The sequence below is a fragment of the Sporolactobacillus terrae genome, assembly GCF_019930545.1.
GTDB classification, from domain to species: domain Bacteria; phylum Bacillota; class Bacilli; order Bacillales; family Sporolactobacillaceae; genus Sporolactobacillus; species Sporolactobacillus terrae.
This window is the reverse complement of record NZ_CP082837.1, coordinates 1,379,802-1,402,609: the sequence shown is the minus strand read 5'-3', so window position 1 is coordinate 1,402,609 and position 22,808 is coordinate 1,379,802. Positions and strand designations below refer to the sequence as shown.

At 45.2% G+C, this 22,808-nt stretch carries 27 protein-coding genes; all 27 read left to right on the top strand.

What is annotated here, in order from left to right; all coding sequences use genetic code 11:
• Positions 1–11 precede the first annotated feature (11 nt).
• Positions 12–1,346: a DNA cytosine methyltransferase gene (locus tag K7399_RS06540; RefSeq protein ID WP_223362539.1), complete on the top strand. Its 1,335-nt coding sequence runs from the start codon at positions 12–14 to the stop codon at positions 1,344–1,346.
• 27 nt (positions 1,347–1,373) lie between these two features.
• Positions 1,374–1,829, top strand: a complete 456-nt coding sequence (locus K7399_RS06535; protein WP_223362538.1) for a TRM11 family methyltransferase — start codon at positions 1,374–1,376, stop codon at positions 1,827–1,829.
• Positions 1,830–1,916: 87 nt separating this feature from the next.
• A complete protein-coding gene (locus tag K7399_RS06530; protein WP_223362537.1) occupies positions 1,917–2,111 on the top strand; it encodes a hypothetical protein in 195 nt (64 codons plus the stop codon).
• Positions 2,112–2,225: 114 nt separating this feature from the next.
• A complete protein-coding gene (locus K7399_RS06525) occupies positions 2,226–3,794 on the top strand; it encodes an N-6 DNA methylase (protein ID WP_223362536.1) in 1,569 nt (522 codons plus the stop codon).
• Positions 3,778–3,921: a hypothetical protein gene (locus tag K7399_RS06520; RefSeq protein WP_223362535.1), complete on the top strand. Its 144-nt coding sequence runs from the start codon at positions 3,778–3,780 to the stop codon at positions 3,919–3,921. Before K7399_RS06525 ends, K7399_RS06520 begins: the two co-directional genes overlap by 17 nt.
• 2 nt (positions 3,922–3,923) lie before the next feature.
• The gene (locus tag K7399_RS06515; RefSeq protein ID WP_223362534.1) at positions 3,924–4,367 is read left to right on the top strand and encodes a hypothetical protein; all 444 of its coding nucleotides are present in this window, start codon (positions 3,924–3,926) and stop codon (positions 4,365–4,367) included.
• 976 nt (positions 4,368–5,343) lie between these two features.
• Positions 5,344–5,598 carry a hypothetical protein gene (locus tag K7399_RS06510; RefSeq protein ID WP_223362533.1) on the top strand — a complete coding sequence of 85 codons (255 nt, stop codon included), beginning with the start codon at positions 5,344–5,346 and terminating at the stop codon, positions 5,596–5,598.
• 70 nt (positions 5,599–5,668) lie between these two features.
• Positions 5,669–6,424 carry a phage terminase small subunit gene (terS, locus tag K7399_RS06505; RefSeq protein WP_223362532.1) on the top strand — a complete coding sequence of 252 codons (756 nt, stop codon included), beginning with the start codon at positions 5,669–5,671 and terminating at the stop codon, positions 6,422–6,424.
• A complete protein-coding gene (locus K7399_RS06500) occupies positions 6,417–7,736 on the top strand; it encodes a PBSX family phage terminase large subunit (RefSeq protein WP_328286229.1) in 1,320 nt (439 codons plus the stop codon). The genes terS and K7399_RS06500 overlap by 8 nt, the downstream gene beginning before the upstream one ends.
• A gap of 4 nt (positions 7,737–7,740) precedes the next feature.
• Positions 7,741–8,106: a hypothetical protein gene (locus K7399_RS06495; RefSeq protein WP_223362531.1), complete on the top strand. Its 366-nt coding sequence runs from the start codon at positions 7,741–7,743 to the stop codon at positions 8,104–8,106.
• A gap of 31 nt (positions 8,107–8,137) precedes the next feature.
• Positions 8,138–8,521: a hypothetical protein gene (locus K7399_RS06490; RefSeq protein WP_223362530.1), complete on the top strand. Its 384-nt coding sequence runs from the start codon at positions 8,138–8,140 to the stop codon at positions 8,519–8,521.
• Positions 8,522–8,554: 33 nt separating this feature from the next.
• Entirely contained in the window at positions 8,555–10,228 is a 1,674-nt protein-coding gene (locus tag K7399_RS06485) for a hypothetical protein (RefSeq protein ID WP_223362529.1), read from the top strand.
• Complete coding sequence (locus tag K7399_RS06480) at positions 10,228–10,503, top strand: PGDYG domain-containing protein (protein WP_223362528.1); 276 nt, start codon at positions 10,228–10,230, stop codon at positions 10,501–10,503. Before K7399_RS06485 ends, K7399_RS06480 begins: the two co-directional genes overlap by 1 nt.
• 6 nt (positions 10,504–10,509) lie before the next feature.
• Positions 10,510–11,280, top strand: coding sequence for a phage minor capsid protein (locus tag K7399_RS06475; protein ID WP_223362527.1), 771 nt, complete (start codon positions 10,510–10,512; stop codon positions 11,278–11,280).
• Positions 11,281–11,737: 457 nt separating this feature from the next.
• On the top strand, positions 11,738–12,511 hold the full coding sequence (locus K7399_RS06470; protein WP_223362526.1) for a hypothetical protein: 774 nt from the start codon (positions 11,738–11,740) through the stop codon (positions 12,509–12,511).
• Positions 12,512–12,514: 3 nt separating this feature from the next.
• Positions 12,515–12,889, top strand: a complete 375-nt coding sequence (locus K7399_RS06465) for a hypothetical protein (RefSeq protein ID WP_223362525.1) — start codon at positions 12,515–12,517, stop codon at positions 12,887–12,889.
• A 26-nt stretch (positions 12,890–12,915) separates the two neighbouring features.
• Complete coding sequence (locus K7399_RS06460; RefSeq protein WP_223362524.1) at positions 12,916–13,908, top strand: major capsid protein; 993 nt, start codon at positions 12,916–12,918, stop codon at positions 13,906–13,908.
• A gap of 29 nt (positions 13,909–13,937) precedes the next feature.
• A complete protein-coding gene (locus tag K7399_RS06455; protein ID WP_223362523.1) occupies positions 13,938–14,240 on the top strand; it encodes a hypothetical protein in 303 nt (100 codons plus the stop codon).
• 18 nt (positions 14,241–14,258) lie between these two features.
• A complete protein-coding gene (locus tag K7399_RS06450) occupies positions 14,259–14,618 on the top strand; it encodes a hypothetical protein (protein WP_223362522.1) in 360 nt (119 codons plus the stop codon).
• Positions 14,619–14,626: 8 nt separating this feature from the next.
• A complete protein-coding gene (locus K7399_RS06445; protein WP_223362521.1) occupies positions 14,627–14,968 on the top strand; it encodes a hypothetical protein in 342 nt (113 codons plus the stop codon).
• Entirely contained in the window at positions 14,901–15,446 is a 546-nt protein-coding gene (locus tag K7399_RS06440; protein ID WP_223362520.1) for an HK97 gp10 family phage protein, read from the top strand. Before K7399_RS06445 ends, K7399_RS06440 begins: the two co-directional genes overlap by 68 nt.
• Positions 15,443–15,847 carry a minor capsid protein gene (locus K7399_RS06435; RefSeq protein ID WP_223362519.1) on the top strand — a complete coding sequence of 135 codons (405 nt, stop codon included), beginning with the start codon at positions 15,443–15,445 and terminating at the stop codon, positions 15,845–15,847. Before K7399_RS06440 ends, K7399_RS06435 begins: the two co-directional genes overlap by 4 nt.
• A gap of 3 nt (positions 15,848–15,850) precedes the next feature.
• Positions 15,851–16,414, top strand: a complete 564-nt coding sequence (locus K7399_RS06430) for a hypothetical protein (protein WP_223362518.1) — start codon at positions 15,851–15,853, stop codon at positions 16,412–16,414.
• Positions 16,415–16,473: 59 nt separating this feature from the next.
• On the top strand, positions 16,474–16,989 hold the full coding sequence (locus K7399_RS06425) for a hypothetical protein (RefSeq protein WP_223362517.1): 516 nt from the start codon (positions 16,474–16,476) through the stop codon (positions 16,987–16,989).
• A 20-nt stretch (positions 16,990–17,009) separates the two neighbouring features.
• The gene (locus K7399_RS06420; RefSeq protein WP_223362516.1) at positions 17,010–17,324 is read left to right on the top strand and encodes a hypothetical protein; all 315 of its coding nucleotides are present in this window, start codon (positions 17,010–17,012) and stop codon (positions 17,322–17,324) included.
• On the top strand, positions 17,311–21,960 hold the full coding sequence (locus tag K7399_RS06415) for a phage tail tape measure protein (protein WP_223362515.1): 4,650 nt from the start codon (positions 17,311–17,313) through the stop codon (positions 21,958–21,960). Before K7399_RS06420 ends, K7399_RS06415 begins: the two co-directional genes overlap by 14 nt.
• A complete protein-coding gene (locus K7399_RS06410; RefSeq protein ID WP_223362514.1) occupies positions 21,960–22,802 on the top strand; it encodes a phage tail family protein in 843 nt (280 codons plus the stop codon). Before K7399_RS06415 ends, K7399_RS06410 begins: the two co-directional genes overlap by 1 nt.
• The last annotated feature ends 6 nt before the right edge of the window (positions 22,803–22,808 follow it).

The following is a 22,808-nucleotide window of genomic DNA, read 5'->3' as shown; positions in this document are numbered from 1 at the left end:
AGATTAGCAGATTGCCAGTTAAACAGCTTGATATATTCAGAGAAATTATAGTCGATAACTTCGCCGGCGGAGGCGGGGCGAGTACTGGCATTGAGTTGGCAACGGGATTGAACGTAGATATTGCAATTAACCATGATCCAGATGCAATCGCGATGCACAAGGCAAACCATCCCGAAACCAAGCACTATTGTGAGAGCGTGTGGGATGTTGATCCCAAGAAAGCTTGCGAGGGCCGCCCAGTTGGATTGTGCTGGCTGTCTCCGGACTGCAAGCACTTCTCCAAGGCAAAAGGTGGCAAGCCGGTAAGTAAGAACATTCGTGGCTTAGCATGGATCGCAATAAAATGGGCAATATCGGTAAAACCACGTGTAATCATGCTTGAGAATGTCGAGGAATTTAAGACATGGGGGCCGTTGATGCTCAACTCGAAAAATCAATGGGTTCCTGATCCAAACAAAAAGGGCATGACATTTAAGTCATTTGTGAAGTCGCTGAGATCGCTTGGTTATCGGGTGGATTGGCGAGAGTTGAGAGCATGTGATTATGGGGCACCTACAAGTAGGAAACGTTTTTTCCTAGTCGCTAGACGTGACGGAAAACCGATAACATGGCCAGAATCTACGCATGCAGATCCGCGAGAATTAACTGTTCAGGTAGGATTGAAAAAGCCGTGGAGAACAGCGGCAGAGGTCATAGATTGGTCGGTACCGTGCAAAAGTATTTTTAAGCGCAGAAAGCCATTGGTTGAGAATACGATGATTCGGATCGCAAAAGGGATTGAGAAATTTATTGCTAATAATCCAAACCCTTATATCGTGAAAGATGATCGAGTGATGGCATCGTTTATCAGCCAATATCACAGTTACGATGTGGACACGTCAAACCGATATGCGTTAACCTGTGCGTTCCTCACAAAGTTTTATAAAACGGGAATTGGTTCGGATGTTCGGCAGCCAATGCCAACCATAACAGCGAGAGCACAGCATATCGGAGCGGTTCAAGCCTTCTTGATCAAATATTACGGGCAAGGTATTGGACAGCCGGCAAATACACCGCTTGGAACGGTCACAAGTCATGACCGGTTCGGCTTGGTGAAGGTTTACGGTCAGCCATACCGGATCGTAGACATCGGCATGCGGATGCTGCAGCCGAGAGAGCTGTTCGACGCGCAGGGTTTTCCACACAATTACATTATCGATCACGACTTTGAGGGCAAAACGTATCCGAAAAGCAAACAGGTTGCGCGTTGTGGAAATGCGGTTCCACCACAATTCGTGGAAGCGTTGGTTCGTGCGAACATGCCGGAATTGTGCGTGAAGAAATACAAGTGGGCTGTGGCAGAGTAGACAGCTAAAGCGAAGGAAGGTAAGAGGATGAAACCAATATTGGATGCGTGCTGTGGAAGCCGAATGTTTTGGTTTGATAAGCACAATCCTAAAGCAGTTTACATGGACAATCGGAAATTAAAAGACAATTTATGTGACGGTCGAACATTGGAAGTTAATCCAGATGTCGTCGCTGATTTCCGAGACATGCCATTCGGCGATGAATCTTTCTATCTAGTAATTTTTGATCCACCGCATTTAATCCATGCCGGACAGGATTCGTGGTTGGCCAAAAAGTACGGTGTACTCGAAGATACATGGCGCGAGGATATAAAAAAAGGCTTTGACGAGTGTATGAGAGTCCTGAAGACGAACGGAACACTAATTTTTAAATGGAATGAAGATCAGATACGGCTTCCTGAAATCATAAAAGCGATTGGAAGAAAGCCACTGTTTGGGAATCGTAGGAGCAAAACGCATTGGATGGTTTTTATGAAAGATTGATTCGCAGTTCGACACAAATACGCAATAAAAAAGCCGGGTCGCCCCGACAATCCGATGCCTATATCTTACCATAAGGGGCGATACCCAATGAACATTAACAAAGAATTTATCCAGGTTGATCCAGCCACGATGAAATCAGAAATAGATGCAAAAGAAAATGCTGTATATCTTGTAAGTAATGGACAAGCAGTGAAGTATCCTATGCCAGAATTTGGTACAATGGAGATAGGATTTAATCATTCAAAGCCGGGACGACCGGCGTACAAAATAATTGCAGATTAATAGCCTGGCCGGGGAGAACGGAGGGCACTGATTGAGCGTTTACGCGCTTGATTGGTGTCCTCTTTTTATTTGTTTTTTGTTATTGACTCGGACAATAAAAAAGGAGTGGTCAAGATGGAATTGAAAGAGACAGCGGATAAATTTTTAACGTTACTTGGTTGCAAGACGTTCTCAGAGCTTCCAGAACGGATCATGCGGGCAGTTATGGACGGAGAGATAAAAGCATATGAAGAATATCTGAAACTCTGCCCTGATCTAACTGTGGATTGGATGCAGCGAATCTATCAATTCTATCTGGCAGACCGCGAGGAGAAAAAGCAAGACTTCACGCCGGTAAGCCTTGCGAAGCTGCTTGCCAAACTGACGGCGCATAAAGGTGAGAAAATTGTTTATGACTGCTGCGCAGGATCCGGATCGCTCACAATCCAAAAGTGGAATACAAACCACGATCTAAAATTCATCTGTGAAGAATTGGATGGAAATGTGGTTCCTTTGCTGCTTTTTAACTTGTCCGTTAGAAATATCTACGCAGTAGTTGTTAATGGAAATGTGCTTTCTGAAGAAGTTTCGGCTGTTTATCAAGTACAGCCCGGTAATCGGTATGGGTCAGTTTCTGAGATTGCCAAACCAGAGATTAAAGCAGATTCCGGCATATCAAATCCTCCATACAACATCAAATGGAACCATCCAGAGCTCGGTGAACTTGATCCGCGATTCACAGAAAGCGGGCTTCCGCCGGAAAGCAGTGCTAATTATGCCTTTGTTCTACATGTCCTCAGTATGCTGAACAAAAAGGGACGAGCGGCAATGATTTTACCATGCGGTGTGCTCAGTTCAGGTCCGGAACAGCAGATCCGGGAATATCTTATCCACTCGGGAAAACTTGAATCGGTAATCACTTTGCCCGATCGGATGTTTGAGTCAACAAGCATTCCTGTTTGTATTATGACACTGACGCAAGACAAAAATGAAAAAGTTGAATTGATTGACGCTCGAAACACATGTGAGAAGGAAATTCGCGAACAGCGCGGCGGATTGAACGACGAAGACAAAAGCCATCGAGCGAGAATTTATAAAAAAGAAATCAATGTACTGACGGAAGACCATATCAAGAAACTTGTTGATGCGGTGCACACGAAAACGATGGAACAGGATTTTTCGAAGCCTGTCACCAAAGCTGAATTATCGGAAAACGATTTCAGACTTACGCCGTCGTTATACATCGAGTACAAGGCTGAACAACCAGAACATCGGCCGTTTGAGGACATTGTTAAAGACTTGCGTCGGATAAACAGGGAAAAGAACAAAATAAAATTGACCATTAACGAAACGATGGCCAGAAATTTTAATCTTGACACAACACGCGAAATGCTTAATGAAGCCAATGAGCTTATCGATCAAAACAATGCAAATATGAAATTATTAGGTATTGACTTAAACCTGAAACACGAAGAATACCTAACTTTGACAAAACATAAAGTTTTAAAAATAGAGAACATTGATAAAGGATCAATTTCAAGTATTTTTTCGGTAATGATTCCTGCTCTCGTTTCTCATATTCATTATCTTAATGATGAAGATAGCAGACTATTGAAAGAGCTGCGAGATTCCTTACTTCCCGAGCTTATGTCTGGTCGAATTCGTGTTCCGATGGATGGTGAATCCGATGAACAAGAAGCCTAAACAGCGGTCGAAAAAGCGGGTAAAACGGAAACCGGACATATCGAAGCATGAGCTGCGCGAAATGATGGGCGAGTTTGATCAGGTACTTGAGCGTCATCATGGTGTGCTGCGAAGGAAGGGGCGGTAAGGATGCCTAAAACAAAGCTTCTGCCCCTTGAATTGTATAATGACCTCTGCAAAGAAATTGACTGCCTATATCTGCGAATTAACCAGTTGGAGACCGAACGCGACTATTATTGGCAAATGGGCACGCATCCGACAAAAGCCATGATGCCGCTTGATCGCGCGTTGAGTGAAATGTACCGGGTCGATGATGTACTGACTCCCCTGAATCAGATCATAAATGCCAAAGAGCAGACGAAGCGTGAGATTGAAAAAAAGATGAGTGAATTTAACGGTATTGAATACAAGGTCGCGTATCGACGGTTGCAAGGCTATTCATTGGTTGAGATCGCTGACGAGTTAGGCTACAGCTATGATTGGATCAAACACGTGAATGCCAGAATCAGCAACGGACTGTTCAAAAAAATATCAAGAGACTTCCGAAGTACAACACCAAGACGACACTTCTAGTTGGATTTTTTATGTTATCCTTATATCGTAAATAAGTGCATAGCAGACGTACCTTCGGTACTTAATATATTTAAAGGCAAAGAGCATCCGAGAGGCTGCTTTTTATTTTGAAAACATGAATGTCAGTCAATACTGTAATCATATCATTTATAAATGGGGTGATCTCATCTGTTTATATGGGACTTATAAATGGGTAAAAGTGATTAACACTGACCAAATGCACCACATTGTAAAGGTGGATGCGTGCATTGCCAGTGAAATTAAATTCCTAAATGATATGGGTGTAGTCACATTAAGCTGTTGCTGTGGTCACGGAAAACGAAATTCGCATGTATTAATTAGCATTAGAAGTGTAAAGGTTGCTGAACGTTTAGGATATAATTGCAAAATGTATTATTATGGGGATGGCAGTTGTCACGGAACTTATTTGATGGACCTGAAAACAGGTTGCAAAAATAAAAAAGAATGCAAGGAATGGCATCGTAGACACGGCCTTCCTTGCAAAGAATATTTAGATGTTATCAGTATTTAGAGTTACCGATACAATAAGCACAGTTGTCAAATCCTTCAGAGTGGGCCTGATTCCATGTGTCTGGACTGAATGTTTTGACATGATTCGTAGAAATTTTGTCGATTTCACAGCTATATTGTTCATTATCAAGATCGTGAACTTCGTTTGTGTTCGTGTTACCAATGAATCTCTTGCCGTTGAATGGGTAGCCATAGCGTCTTGACATGTAATCGCCTCCTTTCTTATATTTTCTATTCGATAAGTACTATTCATAATCCTGCTATAATTTAACAATTTTATCTAATTTTCAGGGAAATTGTCCCATTTTGTGGAATGGATTGGTATTATGCTCAATTCAATAAACAGTTTAAATAGTTCCTTCAGAATCGTTTTCTCGCATCAGTTTTGGAATGCATATCTTATATGTGCTAAAGTGATCTTAAACGAATAAGTGAGTTGATGACTATGGACAAAAAATCATTCTTTGATAAAGTTGATTCACTGCTTGAACAACTTGAAAAAGATAAAAATAATCTTCCCAAAACAATCACTCTGACGATTCACTATGTGAGCGGTGAAAAAGAATCGTTGGAAGTAGATGAATCTGTACGTCTTATTATTCTGTCGGCAACTCATAAGAGGAACAAATACTTATATTTACAACAGACGCTAATCAATTTAGACAATGTTACAAAGTTTGATTTTAAAGAAATAAAATGAAGCGCCCACCGCGGTGCTTTTTCTTTTGCTTCAAAACAAACAACCACAACCAGGAGGTGAGGTGTCGTGAGTGGATGACAACAAAGACAAGGCTTACCATGATTATCAAAACGGCATGAAGTACAAAGACATTGCCGCGAAATACGGCGTGTCTCTGAACACCGTCAAGTCGTGGAAAAAGCGTTACAAGTGGATTCGCGAAAAGGGTGCACACAAAAAAGAAGGGGTGCACACAAAAGGTGCACCAATTGGCAATCAGAATGCAAAGGGTCACGGTCCACCAGTGGGCAATCAGAACGCAACCAAGTTCGGGTTCTTCTCGAAATACCTACCGGCTGAATCTGTGGAGATCATGCAGGAAATAAACACGGCTGATCCGGCTGACTTACTTTGGGATCAGATCATGATTCAGTACACGGCGATTATCCGGGCGCAGAAAATTATGCTTGTTGAAAATCACGACGATCTCACTAAAGAATTGAAACGCAAGAAAGACTCCGACACAACTGAAGAACGAGAGTACGAATTACAGTTCGCTTGGGACAAACAGGCGAACTTTTTAAATGCTCAGAGTCGAGCAATGGGCGAGCTGCGGGCATTGATTAAGCAGTTTGTTGCCATAGCGGATGAACAAGATATTCGCCGCGCGAAACTTGAACAGATGCAAGCGGGCATTGATAAGCTAAAAGCCGAAACCACACGAATCAAAGGAGACGATCAGGATGACTACGAGGATGATGGATTCCTAGAAGCGCTGAACGGCAAAACGGCTGATGTCTGGAGGGACTACAGCGAGGACGAGAGCAGTGGTGACTCCGATGATTGAGACGAAGCCACGCGTTAAAAAGTTCACGATGCTTGTCCACAAGAAAAAGCCGGCGCCGTTTAAGTTCAAGCCATTCTCTCCAAAGCAGATGCAGGTTCTAACCTGGTGGCGTGACGATTCACCGGTTAAAGATTCAGACGGAATAATTTGTGATGGTTCTGTCCGTGCAGGTAAGACGGTTGTCATGTCGCTTTCCTTTGTCATGTGGGCAATGGATACCTTCTCAGAAGAGAACTTAGGCATGTCCGGTAAGACAATTGGTTCATTCCGGCGAAACGTTATCACACCGCTTAAACGGATGCTGAGATCACGGCATTATCGGGTTAAGGATCATAGAGCGGACAATATGCTTGAGATTCGATTCCATGGAGTCGTGAATTATTTCTATGTGTTCGGCGGCAAGGACGAAGGTTCTCAAGACCTTATCCAAGGGATTACGCTTGCCGGTATGTTCTTCGACGAAGTTGCGCTGATGCCGCAATCATTCGTTAATCAAGCGACTGCACGTTGTTCTGTGGATGGTTCGAAGCTGTGGTTCAACTGCAACCCTGAAGGGCCTTATCACTGGTTCAAGACTGAATATCTTAATCATCTTAAGGGCAAGAGAATGGTTCATCTTCATTTCACGATGGATGATAACTATTCGCTGTCTGAAGCGGTCAAACAGCGCTATAAGCGCATGTACACCGGAGTGTTCTACAAGCGATTTATTCTCGGCTTGTGGGTGCTTGCTGAAGGTCTCATTTATGATATGTTTGACCGTGAGAAGCACGTTGTTCCGGCTGAGGAGCGGCGCTACACGCAATTCTATGTATCTTGTGACTACGGCATGCAAAACCCAATGACGTTTGGTCTATGGGGATTCTGCAACGGCGTGTGGTACAAGGTGAAAGAATATTACTATAACGGTCGCAAGGAAGTCAGACAGAAAACAAACGCGGAGTATTTGAAAGACTTCAAAGAGTTTGTTGGCGATCGTCGGATCCGAGGCGTGATCATTGATCCATCGGCTACGAGTTTTATAGAAGAATTGAAGCGAGCAGGTTATTATGTAATTAAAGCTAAGAACGACGTGCTGCCAGGCATCGAAAATATGTCGGTGGCACTCAATAACTGCTTGATTCTATACAATGATTGCTGTAAGAATACTTTTACCGAGTTTGCGTCCTATGTTTGGGATGAAAAAGCGGCTGATCGTGGCGAGGACAAGCCTGTGAAGCAATTTGACCATGCACTTGATTCGGACAGATACTTCTGCCAAACGGTTCTATTTGCACCGAAAGCAGGCATAAGCAGTAGATCAGGATGGTGATAGAATGAAAGCCAATTGTGATGAGTGCCATAAAGATTTTGAGGTCAAGCACAAAACGAGAAAGATTGATAAGTTCATTGTCGGCTATTTCCGCTGCCCACATTGCAAACGCGAGTATGTTGCTTACGTGATGGATAAGGAAATTAAGAAGCTGCAGGAGCGGCGGAAGTCGTTGCTGTTTCAGATTCAGAAGGCATACAAGCAGCGGCCACTTGATATGGGAAAGATTCAAGCGCTCGAGGAAGAATACCAGAAGCTAAACGGTCGCTCCACCAAGAACATTGTGGGGCAGAACATCAAAGTACCTGGCGCTATCGAAACGCGTATGGACGAGCTGAAAAAGGAATATATCGAAAAGTACGGTGCCTAATGTGGTGCCGTTTTTGTTTGGAGTTGATTAAATGGGCGAATGTATTTTAACAGCGGATCAGTTGCAAGATAAATTGAATTATTGGCAGAAGAAGTTGCGACTGCAGGATTGGCAAATTGCTATTTCCATTGTTCGGGCGCGAGACTTTGAACTGGAAGAGTGTCAAGGCGAATGTCATTGGAATATTCAAAGCAAGCTCGCTTGGATTCACATTTTAGATCCTGTCGATTATGAACCGAATAAAGCGTTCCCCCAAGACATGGAGAAAACATTGGTTCATGAATTGCTTCATCTGCATTTTGCTCCAATAAATGCAGATACAGAAAATGAATTGATTGACGTTGCTCAAGAGCAGGCGATTGATTTGATTGCACGCGCTTTAGTTGAAACGGAAAGAGAAACCAACGCTGAATAAGCGTTTTTATTTTGCACGAAAGGAGGTAATCAGATGCCGGCAATCAACTGGACAGAGTGGTCAGAGGGCGTCATTGAGCAGTTCCATGGTCATGTGTGGTTCTACCGCGATTTATACGAGGGCAAACATGCTGATCTATTTCCGAGGGCGAAGAACCTAATCGACAAGGGCGAGATCACCGATCAGATCATGCGCGGTCGGCACTATGCGCAAAACGTACAGACACCGTATATCATTGCGAATATCTCGAAACTGATACCGGAGATTCCGGCTATGCTTGTGTCACGGTCGATTGGCAAAATCTCGTCCTCAATCCACTCTGACAGCGAGCAAAACGATGCGGCGAACAAAGAGACGGACGAGCAACTAGAAGCGCCACACGATGCTGAGAACAGTCAAATTGATGATCTGCAGCAAGAATTAATTCAGCAGATCGAAAAGAACAGCGGCTTGCAGATGGAGCATTGGTCAAACATTGTACAGCAACAGGTTGATGGTGGACTGGTCGGCGTTGTGTGGAATGACGAGCGCGGGCTGAGAATCGAAACCAAGCAGCGTGATGTCTATTTCCCTCACGAGGATGGGCTAGGCGCTGACCTCGCTTATCAGCGAAAGATCGGCGAGGACTTTTATCTTCATATCTACCGTGAACGTGTTGAGGAAGATGGATTGAGAGCCACGAACATGCTGTACAAGATCGACGAACTAAGCGCACATGATGAAAAGAAAGCAGCCGGCGGATTTGATTCGAGCGGTATTGGAAACTACTCACAAGCAATTGCCGGACAGCTTGAGCCAGTAGACGATGATACAGCAATGGAACTTCTTGAGATGGACGAGTTGGAGACCTTTTATCCGGGCCGCAACCGTCCATTTATTGTGTATTGGCCGAATGACAAGACGTTCATGCATCCGCTCGGTGTCTCGTGCCTCAAAGGTCAGGAAGGCAAGCAGGATGAAATTAACTGGTCACTTACTCGAAATGCCATTGTGTACGAGCGGAACGGTAAGCCGAGGATAGCAGTCAGCAAAGAGATTATGCAGGCTTTGCAAAATAATGCCTTCGACCGCTACGGAGACGAGAAGAAGATTGATCATCGAGACCTTGAAGTCACCACGTTTGATGAAAACGGGAAAGCATTAGAAGTCATTCAAATCGACATTACGAAGATCGGCGACGTTGCTTGGGTAAAAGACCTCGAGCGGCAGATGTTGGCTGAGACGCAGACCTCTGAGAAAGCCTTGGACTTGTTTTCTGAGACCACACAAGCACAGTCAGGCATTGCCAAGTATTATGATCTATTCGTCTCGCTGTGCAAGGCAGAGCGGCTGAGAAATGAGTATGTTTACTTCTTGAAGCAGCTGTTTGAGAACTGCTTATGGCTTGCGAATCAAGACGATTCAGCGGTGCAGATAGAACAGCCAGAGATTGCGACTAAAGAGATGTTCCCTGTTACGAAATCTGAGTTGATCACGCAAGGTGTGGCCGCTCACACAGGCGGCGGTTCAAGTCTTGAAACGCTTGTACGAACGATTAATCCGGATTCATCCGAAGAGTGGATACAAGAGGAAGTACAGCGAATCGAAGCCGAGAAACAGAGCGATGACAGTACATCACTTGCACAAGGACGAGCGAACCTCAGTAACTACATGGATAACCGAGATGAGGATGGGAAGCCGATTGAGGGGGAAGAGGATGATGAGTGATGGCTAAATATCGAAAGAAGCCAATCGTTGTTGAAGCTGTACAAATGACTCTCAATAACATTGATAAATTATTAGACTTTATGAACATTGGCGAAGATGAACGGTCCGTAATATGGGAACATGTGATTGATATGAAAAAGCCTTTTCTAGTTATTGAAACTTTAGAAGGCGATATGAAAGCAAACGTTGGAGATTACATTATCAAAGGTGTGAATGGTGAGTATTACCCATGCAAGCCAGACATCTTCGAAAAAACCTACGAACCAGTGGGGTGATGCCAAATGACTCCTGATAAGCTGATTGATTACTTCTCATTTGTTGTCCAGAACATCTTAAGTCAGGTGGGTTCGGCAGATGATCTGCAGAGTGACGCAAATGCTCTTGATCTCATTAACGCGATATTGAAGACACTGGGCAGGCTGAAAGCTACGGTTGCTGATGTGATTCCTGAGCAGATTCTCAGAGAGTATTTCGGCGGTGTGGATCAAGGAACGAAGCTACTGATCGATGCCGGTGTGGAACTTAAAAAAGCATCCGCACTGACGAAAGACGGCAAGGTGCGGAAAGAATTCCAGTCACAAATGCATCTTGAAGCCGTGCAGAACATTGTCGAAGACACGATGATGGACCTGAATGCGGCGATTCGAACAGCTCAGCGGAGTGCAAAAGCGAGCATTGACGGTGCTCTGAAAGCTGTGAATAAAGATATTGCAAATGGCTTAATCGTAGGCGATCCGCGCAAGGTTATACAAGCACGGGTCGCTAAATCGTTCGCGGAGAATGGACTGACATCGTTCATCACGAGCGATGATAAGCGGTTACCGTTAGACTTCTATTCTCAGGCCGTGGTGCGGACGAAGATGCGGACAGCGAACACGACCGGGGCGGTTAATCGGTACCTTGAAAACGATGTGAAACTGGTAAAGGTTGACGAACACAGTCCTACATGCCATGTGTGTGCGCCGTATGCAGGGAAGGTGGTGAGTTTGAATGGTGATATAGAGGGATTCCCTTCAGGAACTGGGATACTGCCCCCTTATCACCCAAACTAGCTGCCGTCATACTGTATCGCCGTATTTAGTTGAGTTTCATTCAGACAGCGAGATTCAATCCGAGCTGAACGCATGGAAAGGTTTCGAGCCAGACAAAGACGTTCGCTCCGCTTCTCAGATAAAGGCATACGAGAAAGAGCAAGAGATTCGCAGAGTTGCGAATCAAGAGAAAAAGCAGTTTGCTAGGTGGCAGATGGTGCTGGGCAAGGACGCACCCAAGACAATAGGCGGATTTAGACGAATGAAGCGGCAGAATACTGTGAAGTTCCAAGAATTGCAGAGTGAATACCGCAGCATCATGCAGGGGATATCCCGGAAAGGATAGTGATCTGCACTTATCTCGTTCTGAGCACGGACGTTAAACAGGCTTATTAATTTTGTCTTTTTCCCATGACTGCAGACGTAAAAGAACAATCATGAGAATGGTGCCTGCAACCTAGAGCAGAGGAGGATTTACATGTTCACAAGATTAAAACTATGGATCTCGCTGATCGTTGCTTTGCTACTTCAAAAGAGGGTGCCTGCTTCCCATAAAGCAGAGAAACTGCCGCACAAGCTGAATCTCCAGTTCTTTGCTAGCGAGGATGGAGACGACGATGAAGGCGGCGATGATGACGATCAGGATGATCAAGACGGTGACGATGAAGATGATGAGGACCAGGACGAGGAACAAACGCTTGAGCAGATGATCAAGGATGATCCGAATCTAAAGAAGCAATTCAACCAGCTGTTCAAGAGCAAATTTGACAAGCGTTTGAAAGGTGTCGACCTAAAGAAAGCCAAAGAACTGCTTGCGATAGAGCAACAAAAACAGGACGACAAGCAGGGCGAAGGCAGTGATGAGGATGATGCGAAAACAGCTAATCTTCAGCTGAAACTGGATCGAAAGGCAAAACGGCTATCTGTGAAGGAATACGCTGCCGATCATGGTCAGAATCCGAAGCTGGTTGCTCGCCTCATTGACCTGGACAAGCTCGAATTGAATGAAGACGGTGAAGTGGATCCGGACGATCTCGAAGATGCGTTTGACACGCTTGAAGACGAGTTCCCGGATCTTTTTGCTGCAGATGACGGTGATGAAGACGAGGACGAAGAGGAGCAACCAAGGCGCAAGAAGAAGCGTTCTGCTTATCGTCCGGGCTCTCGTCAACGCGGCAACAAAAAACCAAAGCACGATCCATACGAATCCGGCAAGGCGCGCGCTCTTGCTCGGCATAAGAAGGAGGAATAAACCATGAACTTACAACCACGTTTTGACACTATTTACGGTCAAAAAGAATTTATGCGTAACACCCAAGGCATGGAAGTGAAGACGGGCGGTGGGACGCTATTAGCCGCAGATTTTACTGCAGGCGATTATGTCAAAGCCGGTACCGCTGTTTTTCTCGGAGATGACGGACTGTACCACCGTTGGGTGCCAGACGGCGCAACACCGACACCAGACACCGCAAAAGGTGCTGGGCTGACCATGCACGATGTAAAGATTTACGCTGGACAGAATCCGATTGTCGGTATTCTCGCAGCTGGTCATCCGCTGGAATCTAAGTGCACCGGCGTGAACGACGCGTTCAAAACGGCTACTAAAGGCCGCATTGTATTCGATATTTAATTTAATTATTAGGAGGATGAGAGAATATGCCTTTACATCTTGATGAATTTCAAGAAGCAGAATTCACTGGTTACGTGGAAAACGTACCACCGGCAAGAGTTTATCTACTGAGACGCTTCTTGCCACAAAGAACGACAAGTGACATTGATTTCACATACAACATTATTACAGGAAAATACGCACAGGCTGCATCAATCACGGGATTCAGTGCTTCGGCGCCACTCCGCGATACCAAGGAACTGCAGAAAGCTTACGCTTCTGTTGCAAAGATTCAGCACATGTTCCGTTTAGACGAACGACAGATTTTGAAGTTCAACGCACCACGCAATGACGAAGAAAAGCGTCAGGCGGTGGATTACGTTTACCAAAACACTGACGATCTGATCGCTGGTGTAGACGATGTGGAAGAATTCCTACGTGCTCAAGCACTTTATAATGGCGTTCTGCAGTACGACGACACAGAAAACGACGTTCATATCCACGTGGATTTTGGTGTTCCGGCAGAAAACAAGCTCACTGGAACAACGCCATGGAGTCAAGTTCAGGAAGCTTCACCGCTGGATGACATTACGGCTGCTGTTAATCAATTCAAAAGCGAGAATCAGCGCAAAAAGCCAGTCGTGATGCACCTAACCAGCGCAACCGAAGCGCTGTTACTCAAAAACGATCAGATCAAGTATCAAGTATACGGCAACCCAACGGATAAACGACTGTTGACCAAGCAAGATCTTGCTAATGTGTTCTCTTCACTTGGACTGCCGCCTTATGAGATCAATGACGATGTGATTAATCTTTATGGCAGCGCCGAAGTTCCGCTTCTCGAAGATAACAAGTTTGTCCTGCTTGGTGACAACTTAGGCAGCACCATGATCGGACCGACTGCAGAAAAGAACTTCCAGTCCGGTAAGTTCGTGAAACCGAAGATCGAGGACGATCCGCCGCAGGAGTCTGTTCGTGTTGGTGAAACAGCATTCCCGGCACTACAGAAACCGCAAGCAATCGTTACGATGGGCGTTTGATTCTGAATAAAAATTAAGGAGTGATTAAATTGCCACTTTATTTTGCGAAAGGCTATCTTGTCGATCATGGCAAGATTGTTAAACCGGATGAAACGATTACACTGGAAAAAGTACAGGCGGGCAAGCTCGGGGATAAGGTCAAAGCGGCTACGGTCGCGGATCTGTCCAAGTTTAAACTTGCTGACCTGCAGGTGATTGCAAAGGACGGCAGCGTTGCCTATTCTGGCTTAAGCAAAGATCAGTTAGTTGCAAAACTAACCGGTACCGAAGCACCGGATGAAGAAGAACAAACACCTGAGCAGCCAGTAGACGCCGAAAAACCAAAAGCCTGATAAAGGCAGGTGATCACCATGGATTTTAATTCCGTGGATCAGTATTTAAAAAAGCTACGTTATACCGATCTCTATGATGCATTGGATCAGCCAGGCAAGGAAGCGGCCATCTTTGAAGCGACAGAAGTGCTCAAGGATCATTACCGTGAATCTTTGCTAACCGATCGCATCGTTGCAGTACAGACGCTCTACATGCTCGAGGGTGAGGATGAAGACTTCCGCAAATACCGACGGCAAGGGGTGACTGCCATGCGTGCCAAAGATTTTGATGTGACGTTTGAAGGTCGAGAAGGGCAGACATCGGAATATAATCCGATCAGTCCGGAGGTAAAACAGATCATCCACTGCCGCATGCCGGAATTGGGGCGGCTCATATGAGACCACCCATGCCAAAACTTGCAGATGATGTACTGACACTGAAACGGCCACAACTGGACGAGAATGGCGAGCCAATGACTGATGATTACGGGAATCCGCTTACAGTGGATGTGCCGATCAAACAGGCTCGAATCAGACGATCGACAAAGTTTATCCAAAGTCGTGACGGACAACTGCACAAATGTCTGTTGAGCATTGACCTTCCGCCTGATGTTGTGATTGCAGAAGGTGACGGCACCGAATTCCATCCAATCGGTGCTGCACTGCAAAAGGGGAAAGTGATTGCGCTTGACGAAGCACTTAATCCTGCCGGAAAAAAAGTTTATTTCAGGACAGTTTATGTTGAGTGATGGCTTTAATATCAAGTGGGATGGACTTGATCAGCTAATCGCTAAATTCGACCGCATGGAAGTGGATCTGAAAAAGAATCTGTTAAAAGAGTATGGGAAATATGGATTGCTTGTCGAGGAAGGTGCAAAAGCATTGGCACCGCATGATAACGGTGATCTTGAATCAAGCATCACAACTGAGAAAGCATCAATTAAAGGCGACTCCGTGGAAATGGCAATTGGCTCTAATTCTAAGTATGCGCTCCGACGGCATGAGGAACCGTACCGAAAAGGCATATTTCCGAAGTACGACAACGGTGCGAAGTTCCCAGACTTTTATGTGGACGGTCGCGGACAGATCACGCGAAGCAAGCAGAACTGGCGCGGACAAGTTCCAGGGCGCAAATATTTACAGAACGCGATCAACGCAACAGACAATGAATATCACGAAACGAACGAGCGTGTTTTGCATCGCACTCTGGAGGGTGATGGATCATGATCCAGAGTTTTTTAATGCACGAAATCAAGCCTTTAATCACTGGATTGACCTGGACGATTGATAATTATTCAGCGGCTGACAACACAGGCACCGTGTATTCAGAGAGCGGTGGTGCTCCGGATCTCTATGACCCAAATTTCCATCAACCGGAATACATGGTGTTCATCCGGTCGTCTGATTGGGCATTTGCAGAGTATGCGGCACGTCAAGTGTTCGACCACCTGCACAAGATGCAAGATCGACAGATTACAATCAGCAAAACGATCAAAGGACAGACAATCACAAACAACTATTATCTTTATCTATTACAAGCCCTGAGCGAACCACTGCGGGTCGGTGTTGATGATGCCGGTCTGATGCAGTGGTCCATTAATTTCAGGGCAACTTTAAGGGAGGCTTAATAAATGGCAGACACTACCAAAATTCCTTTTGGACCAGCAACAGTCACTGTTGGTGAAGGAGAAGATGCCATCGTTTTTGATGGGCAGGAATATATGCAAGCCGAGGGTGGACAAGTTCAGCTGACACCACAATGGTCAGATATTACAGCGATTGATTTCGGATCATCGCCACTGGATCGCAGGCTAACAGGCTATCAGGGACAAGTTCAAATCACCGCTGCACAGGAAGACATGAAAATTCTTGATCTTGCTTTAGCGGCAAGTGAACCAATTACAGATACTACGACAAGCACAGTGGTAGGATTGACTGATTCCAAGATCGGTACATCTTTACGAGCAAAAGGTAAGAAGATTGTCATTCATCCGCGAAATTTGGATGCGACTGACAAGTCTTTGGACATTGTTATTTACAAGGCGGCTTCAGATGGACAATTTACAAAGCAGTGGAACCAAGGTCAAACAAACCGGCAGATTACACTCGCCATGATGCCGCGTGATGGTTTTGATCCAACGAAAGATGGTAACTACTTCTACATTGGACCTACGGATCCGAATGCTGCACCTTGATTTTGGGGACTCTTCGGAGTCTTTTTCTTTTTATTATTTAATATCATGGAGGAAAACTCATGGCCACAATTATTCAACTAAAAATTAAAGATGAAACAGGAAATATTAAAACAGAAAACCATGAAATAGAGGAAATTAGACTTGACCAATACATTGGCATGATGAAAGTCGTCAATGACATCCTGAAAGAATTAAAAGGCAATGAAGGGCTTATTGATCTGCTGAATTATGTTGGTGCTGGTGATGACATACCAGGTAAGAACCTCGATCAAGATTTTGTCATTGGCATCATTAACTCGTTTGATGTTCTTGCCGTCCGTATGCCTGAAAAGGCGATCAATTTGCTTAGTGTAGTCAGTGGAATTAATTCAGAAGCATTAAACAAGCAGACCATGACGACGATCATGGACGTTTACGATGCGGTCATTACCGAGAACGACATTGAGAAGCTGATGAATCGAGCAAAAAAGTCCTTGGCGCTGACCAAGAGCAAGATCAAATTGAAGTCACTCGTCAACAAGCTGGCTCCAGCGCCGAAGGAAACAGAAAGCGAACCAGAAGCGACACAAGCTTAAAAGAAGCAATTATATATCGCTTGGCTCCATTGCTTGGCGGTCGATCAGAAGTCCTGATCACGCCGATGGTGGAGCTTTTTAAGTACCTTGAACTGGAAATGAAAAAAGACAAAGTAAGCGCCCGTGAGCACGAATACGAGCGTTATTTTGCGTTCATTTCGCAATGTATGGCATCGCCTTATGCGGATCCTGACAAACGAGAAGAATTTCGGCAATCGTTAATGCCGCGTGAAGTCGATGATCGCCCAAAGGTCGAACAGAAATGGAATTTCGAAATGCTCGAACGATTGAAATCTAAACAGAAGGGAGGGGGAAAACCACATGGCAACAGTTGAAGAGCTCCGCGCTGATTTTACAGCGACATTTGGGAATATGACGGCTGGTATCCGTACGATTCGGCAGGCGTTGCAGGGGATTGGGCAGGAAAGCCAAGATGCAACTAGAAAGGCAAATACTGCTTTCCAATCTTTTAACGCGACTCTTACAAAGTTGCAGACAGAACTAAAAAAGACCGGCAATCAGAGCGGATTTAAGGATCTCAATGATGCTGCTGAAAAAGCACAGAAAGAGTTAAAAGAAACTGGTGCAGTCAGCGAGCAATCAATGAAGCAGCTGCAGGAATCTGTAATGAAGGCAAAGCAGAAGCTCGGAGCGCTGACTGATGACAGTAAGAAGAACCTGCGAGAGTTTGAACCACTGTTAAATTCAGTGGATGCACAGCTGAAGCAACTCGGGTTGAAAACCGGTCTATCAAAAATGACCGATGAAGAACGTCTTGCCACCTTGCAGACGATGAAGTATTCGGATGTCATTGATACCCAAAACAAGAAACTGGATGAAGAAAACAAGCGATATAAAGACCTTTCTTCCGGCGTACTTGGTGCAGGTAGCAAGACTGATCAATATCGTGCAAAGGCGGAACATCTCAATAACGTGCTGGGCATACAGAGCGAGACGGTGCAAGTATTGCAGCGGAAATATAATGACTCAGTTTCTTCTGTCGGGAAAAATGCAGAAGAGACGCAGAATCTAGCCAGTGCTATCGCCAGAGCGCAGGGGAGCATGAAAAGCACCGAGGATGCTCTAAGTCATGTCAATACAAAGATTGACGCACAGTCTACAATGTGGGGACGTCTAAACAACAAGCTCGATGATGTGAAGATGAAATATGAGCACATCGAACATGCCGGTATGGATGTATCAATGACCTTTGGCATTGCAACATTGGCAGCAGCGGCAGGAGTTGGTAAAGTTACGAAAAGCGCTGCAGACTTTGAGCAAGAGATGTCAAACGTCAAGTCTGTTATGGATCCAGCTGATGTGCATAAATACAGTGATTCGCTTGAACGTTTAGCCATTGTTCAAGGAGCGAAAACGAAATACTCTGCACTTGAAGCAGCAGAAGCCGAAGGAGAACTTGTCAAAGCAGGTCTCTCCGTTTCGGACATCATGCATGGTGCTTTATCGGGCGCCCTTAACCTAGCCACAGCCGGGGAACTTAATCTGAAGGATGCCGCAGAGATTGCCGCGACCGCGCTTAATGCATTTCGGAAGGATAATTTATCAGTCGCGCAGGCGGCGAATATTCTTGCTGGGGCGGCGAATGCCAGCGCATCCGATGTCGGTGAATTAAAAATCGGATTGTCACAGGTTTCTGCTGTTGCGTCCGGCGTTGGATGGTCGTTTAAAGATACGGTTACTGCACTCGCTGAATTTAGCCAGTATGGACTTAAAGGTTCCGATGCTGGCACATCTCTAAAAACCATGCTTCAAAACCTGCAACCACAAACCAAGGCCCAGGTTGCACAGTTTCGGGAATTGGGTATCGTCACCAAAGATGGAAGCAATCAGTTTATTGATGCACATGGTCATTTTAAAGGCTTGGCAGATATTGCGGATATCCTACATGAATCCATTAAGAACCTGACAGACGCACAGCGCTCACAAGCACTCGAAACCATGTTTGGCAGTGATGCGATACGTGCTGGCAATATTTTGTATCGTGCCGGAGCGGAAGGCATTGACCAGATGGCAACGAGCATGGACAAGATCAAGGCTGCGGATGTCGCGAAACAGAAACTTGATAACTTTAACGGTACAGTTGAACAGTTGCGAGGTTCCGCAAACACGGCAGCGATCACATTAGGCGAAGCACTTCTTCCGGCGCTTAAATTCATCACTGAAGCGATACAGAAAGCGGTAGATTGGTTTAACTGTTTGCCAGAACCGATCCAGCACGTGATTGCCGTAAGCGGAGCAACTGCCGTTGCTTTAATGGCATTAGTATCCGTATTTGGTTTGGTTGCTCTTGGTATCGGTAGTGCTTTTCGAGGGATGCAGTCATTCATTGTTTTGATGTCTAAGTTTCGTTCGGGTGCTTCAGCTAGTTCAGCAGCAGCCAAAACATTGGGCGCTAGCGCAGCTGCAGCAGGAGCCGCAATGGATACAGCAGGGGGAAGTGTCGGAAAAACAAGTGGAAAAGTTAAGGCTCTACACGGTGTTCTCGGTTTGGCGAGTGCTGGATTGATGCTGTTTGGCGGCAAGTGGGGCGTTGTATCCGGAATTGTGATGAACCTTTTGCCCGAAATCATTAATGTCGGTAAAGGCATTCTATCGTTTGCGAGAGTGGCACTTACTGGTGGAGCGGCAGCAGAAGGGTTAGCAGGTGGACTCGGTGGGACGGCTACTATTCTAGAAATACTCGGCGGGCCGATCGGTTGGACAATTCTTGCGATCACCACTCTGGCGACCGCTTTTTATCTTGCTTATAAGAACATCAAGCCATTCCATGATTGGGTTGACCGGACAACATCGTCTTTAAAAAATGGTTTTGTTGGTGCGGTAAACAAAGTTAAAGATTTCTTTCAACCAATGATTAAAACAACCATTGACTGGGGAAAGAGCGTGGATAAGGCTACGCAGACTGCTCTTAATGGCTATGTCAAACTGTCGGATCAGGCACAAAAGAAACTTGAAGAATTGGTAATCACTGGAAAGATAGTCGGTAAGCAGGATGTTGCCGGTCTAGTTAAGCCGTATAAGGATATGGCTGATCAGATCATTGGTCATTTCGAGCGAATGGATAAACAGTCCGAAAATGCTTTATCTGCTCTGCGAAAGGCAAATAAGAAAGAATACGATCAGATTAAAAAAGATGCCGAAGCAGGGACGAAGCAGAAAGAGACAGCTGTCCAAAAGATCGAAAATCAGATTGAGGACATCTATAAAGACGCAGCTAAGAATCACCGATCAATTACAGCTGATGAGCAGGATAAGATCAATAAGCTACAGTCAAAGATGAATACCTATGCCGCTGAGTCGATGTCCAAAAGTGCAAAACAACAAGAGATCATTCTCGGTAAACTGAAAGATCATGCAAGCAGTTTGACTGCAGATCAGGCGGCAGCTGTTGTTAGAAATTCTAAGAAGCAGCGGGACAAAACAGTTGATAACGCTAAAGACCAGTATGAAAAGGTAAAAAAACACGCGAATAGCCAATACAACTCAGCCAAAAAATGGGCGGATCAACAGTATTATGCGCTGCATAACATCTCAAAAAAACAGCATGATGCCGTAGTTAAGGCGGCGGCTGATCAGCGTGACAAAACGATTAGTTCTGCCAAGAAACAGAAGGATAAAACGATTGGACATGCAAAAGATATGCATGAGAAGGTCGTTGACCAAGCCAAGAAACAAGCCCATGGGCATCGTGATCAAGTAGACTGGGAAACCGGTAAGGTTCTTAGTAAATGGAATAAATTCACCGGAAGCTTTGCTCATGTTATGAATGGCGTTTCCGGATTTTTTAACAAGATGTTCTCGAAAATCGGGTTAAAGAGCTTGAAGATCCCTACGTGGAAACCGGCTGGCTATGCTAAAGGTACAAAGGGTACGCAGAAGGACGAGATTGCTCTCACAGGTGAGCAAGGATTTGAACTTGCGCATACGCCAGGTCATGGTGTTTACGCGGTTGGGCAAAAAGGTCCTGAAATGCGTTTTCTGCCAAAAGGAACATCAATTCTGCCCCACAAAAAATCAGTTGACCTGCTGAGTGCTCTTGGCATTAAAGGCTATGCGTCGGGTGTTGGAGATTTCTTCTCGGGACTCTGGGACAAAATTAAAAGCGGAGTGTCCTGGGCATCTGACATGGTTTTCTCGGCTCCTAAGAAACTAGTTAGCTGGATTTCTGATAAGGTTGGTTTGGGAGATTTTCAGAAGAGGTTATCTGACTGGCCAGCAATTCACGGGCTGTCCGTTCAGCTGCCGAAAAATATGTTCAAAGGAATAACGGATAAGCTGAAAGATTTTGGTTCATCAGCAGATCCACCGGGTTCCGGAGTTGAACGTTGGCGCACATCAGTCATTCGGGCGCTAGCAATGAACGGATTAAGCACAAGCGGCTCAATGGTCAACAAAGTTCTTCGCCAAATGCAGACTGAGTCAGGCGGCAATCCAAAGGCCGTGCAACATGGATATACCGATATCAATACGATTAAAGGAGATCTGGCCAAAGGTTTGATGCAGACCATTTCAGCAACTTTTAATGCTTACAAGTTTCCAGGGCATGGCAACATTTTTAATGGTTTTGACAACCTGCTTGCAGCTTTGAACTATGCGAAGCATCGTTATGGATCTTCGCTGTCAGCACTTGGGAAAGGTCACGGTTACGCAAACGGCGGCTGGAACTTTATGCACACTCTGGCTGAGATTTCAGAAGGGAATAAAGCAGAAGTTATCTTGCCGGTTGAAAACAAGAACCGAACGCTCGATTTAATGGCTCAAGTGTTGAGCACGTATGGTATCAATCTTGGTAGTCAAAAACAAGTTGCTCAAGCAGCCGGTAATCAAGAGGTTAATGTTTATGTCACCGGAGATAACTACTTTGAGTATGAGACCGATGAAGATCAATTCTCTAAAAATATCGCTCAGAAAGCAGCTGCTCAACTTTATCGCGAAGGGAAGCGATCTTGATGATTAATTTACCTTCAACCGATAATTTCAAACTGGTACGTATGGATGGAATGGTCTATGATATGCGGGCAAACGGAATTCTCGTGAAGGGAATTGTTGATGATTCACCGTCTCCGGTTCATCATCGCGAAACGATAGAAGGGCGCTCCGGTTTTATTGATATGGGAACGACGCTTGACGGGCGAACACTGCATGCTGATTGCCAAATGGAAGGTGAAGATTTTCCTGATTATCCACTCATGCGTGATGAGTTATTTCGAGCACTAGACTCGAGAGAAGCCTTTTATCTAATACGTGATAACGAACTGGGTAAACGGCTCAAGGTCAAGTATGACAGTAAGTTCTCGATTACAAGATTGATTAAGATGGGCACATTCGGCATCGACTTCATTAGTGATTTGCCGTTTTGGGAAAGTGTAGGACGCACTGACAGTGATCCAGTCGATTTCGACTCCGAAAAATGGCAGTCGGTCGGCGCAGGCATCACGCTAGAAGATGATCTGCAATATGTTTGGTCGCAAAACAGCTTTCGTATTTACAACGGCGGAGATGAGACTGTCGATCCACGATTTCACGAGTTACTGATTAAGTTTATTGGCGCATCAAACGGATTGGCGATAACAAATCAGACAACAGGCGATTCATTTACGTTCAATCAAGCAACAGGAGCAGGGGATGAAATTGATTTAAACGGTCCTCGTGTCCTACTGAATGGAACATCAGCCTTATCTAAGAGTAATCGGAAATTCATCCGTCTCGCACCAGGATGGAATGATATAAAAGTCAGCGGAACGAGCGGAGCATTTATAATCAGCTTCGGGTTTCGCTGGCTTTATTTGTGAGGTGAT

What these genes read in the sequence shown, in the direction of transcription:
- K7399_RS06495 (WP_223362531.1), top strand. Translation starts at nt 7,741, where the DNA reads ATGAAAGCCAATTGTGATGAGTGCCATAAAGATTTTGAGGTCAAGCAC.
- K7399_RS06480 (WP_223362528.1), top strand. Translation starts at nt 10,228, where the DNA reads ATGGCTAAATATCGAAAGAAGCCAATCGTTGTTGAAGCTGTACAAATG.
- K7399_RS06445 (WP_223362521.1), top strand. Translation starts at nt 14,627, where the DNA reads ATGCCAAAACTTGCAGATGATGTACTGACACTGAAACGGCCACAACTG.
- K7399_RS06450 (WP_223362522.1), top strand. Translation starts at nt 14,259, where the DNA reads ATGGATTTTAATTCCGTGGATCAGTATTTAAAAAAGCTACGTTATACC.
- K7399_RS06485 (WP_223362529.1), top strand. Translation starts at nt 8,555, where the DNA reads ATGCCGGCAATCAACTGGACAGAGTGGTCAGAGGGCGTCATTGAGCAG.
- K7399_RS06510 (WP_223362533.1), top strand. Translation starts at nt 5,344, where the DNA reads ATGGACAAAAAATCATTCTTTGATAAAGTTGATTCACTGCTTGAACAA.
- K7399_RS06515 (WP_223362534.1), top strand. Translation starts at nt 3,924, where the DNA reads ATGCCTAAAACAAAGCTTCTGCCCCTTGAATTGTATAATGACCTCTGC.
- K7399_RS06425 (WP_223362517.1), top strand. Translation starts at nt 16,474, where the DNA reads ATGGCCACAATTATTCAACTAAAAATTAAAGATGAAACAGGAAATATT.
- K7399_RS06430 (WP_223362518.1), top strand. Translation starts at nt 15,851, where the DNA reads ATGGCAGACACTACCAAAATTCCTTTTGGACCAGCAACAGTCACTGTT.
- K7399_RS06490 (WP_223362530.1), top strand. Translation starts at nt 8,138, where the DNA reads ATGGGCGAATGTATTTTAACAGCGGATCAGTTGCAAGATAAATTGAAT.
- K7399_RS06465 (WP_223362525.1), top strand. Translation starts at nt 12,515, where the DNA reads ATGAACTTACAACCACGTTTTGACACTATTTACGGTCAAAAAGAATTT.
- K7399_RS06470 (WP_223362526.1), top strand. Translation starts at nt 11,738, where the DNA reads ATGTTCACAAGATTAAAACTATGGATCTCGCTGATCGTTGCTTTGCTA.
- K7399_RS06435 (WP_223362519.1), top strand. Translation starts at nt 15,443, where the DNA reads ATGATCCAGAGTTTTTTAATGCACGAAATCAAGCCTTTAATCACTGGA.
- K7399_RS06530 (WP_223362537.1), top strand. Translation starts at nt 1,917, where the DNA reads ATGAACATTAACAAAGAATTTATCCAGGTTGATCCAGCCACGATGAAA.
- K7399_RS06475 (WP_223362527.1), top strand. Translation starts at nt 10,510, where the DNA reads ATGACTCCTGATAAGCTGATTGATTACTTCTCATTTGTTGTCCAGAAC.
- K7399_RS06525 (WP_223362536.1), top strand. Translation starts at nt 2,226, where the DNA reads ATGGAATTGAAAGAGACAGCGGATAAATTTTTAACGTTACTTGGTTGC.
- K7399_RS06415 (WP_223362515.1), top strand. Translation starts at nt 17,311, where the DNA reads ATGGCAACAGTTGAAGAGCTCCGCGCTGATTTTACAGCGACATTTGGG.
- K7399_RS06535 (WP_223362538.1), top strand. Translation starts at nt 1,374, where the DNA reads ATGAAACCAATATTGGATGCGTGCTGTGGAAGCCGAATGTTTTGGTTT.
- K7399_RS06460 (WP_223362524.1), top strand. Translation starts at nt 12,916, where the DNA reads ATGCCTTTACATCTTGATGAATTTCAAGAAGCAGAATTCACTGGTTAC.
- K7399_RS06500 (WP_328286229.1), top strand. Translation starts at nt 6,417, where the DNA reads ATGATTGAGACGAAGCCACGCGTTAAAAAGTTCACGATGCTTGTCCAC.
- K7399_RS06410 (WP_223362514.1), top strand. Translation starts at nt 21,960, where the DNA reads ATGATTAATTTACCTTCAACCGATAATTTCAAACTGGTACGTATGGAT.
- K7399_RS06520 (WP_223362535.1), top strand. Translation starts at nt 3,778, where the DNA reads ATGAACAAGAAGCCTAAACAGCGGTCGAAAAAGCGGGTAAAACGGAAA.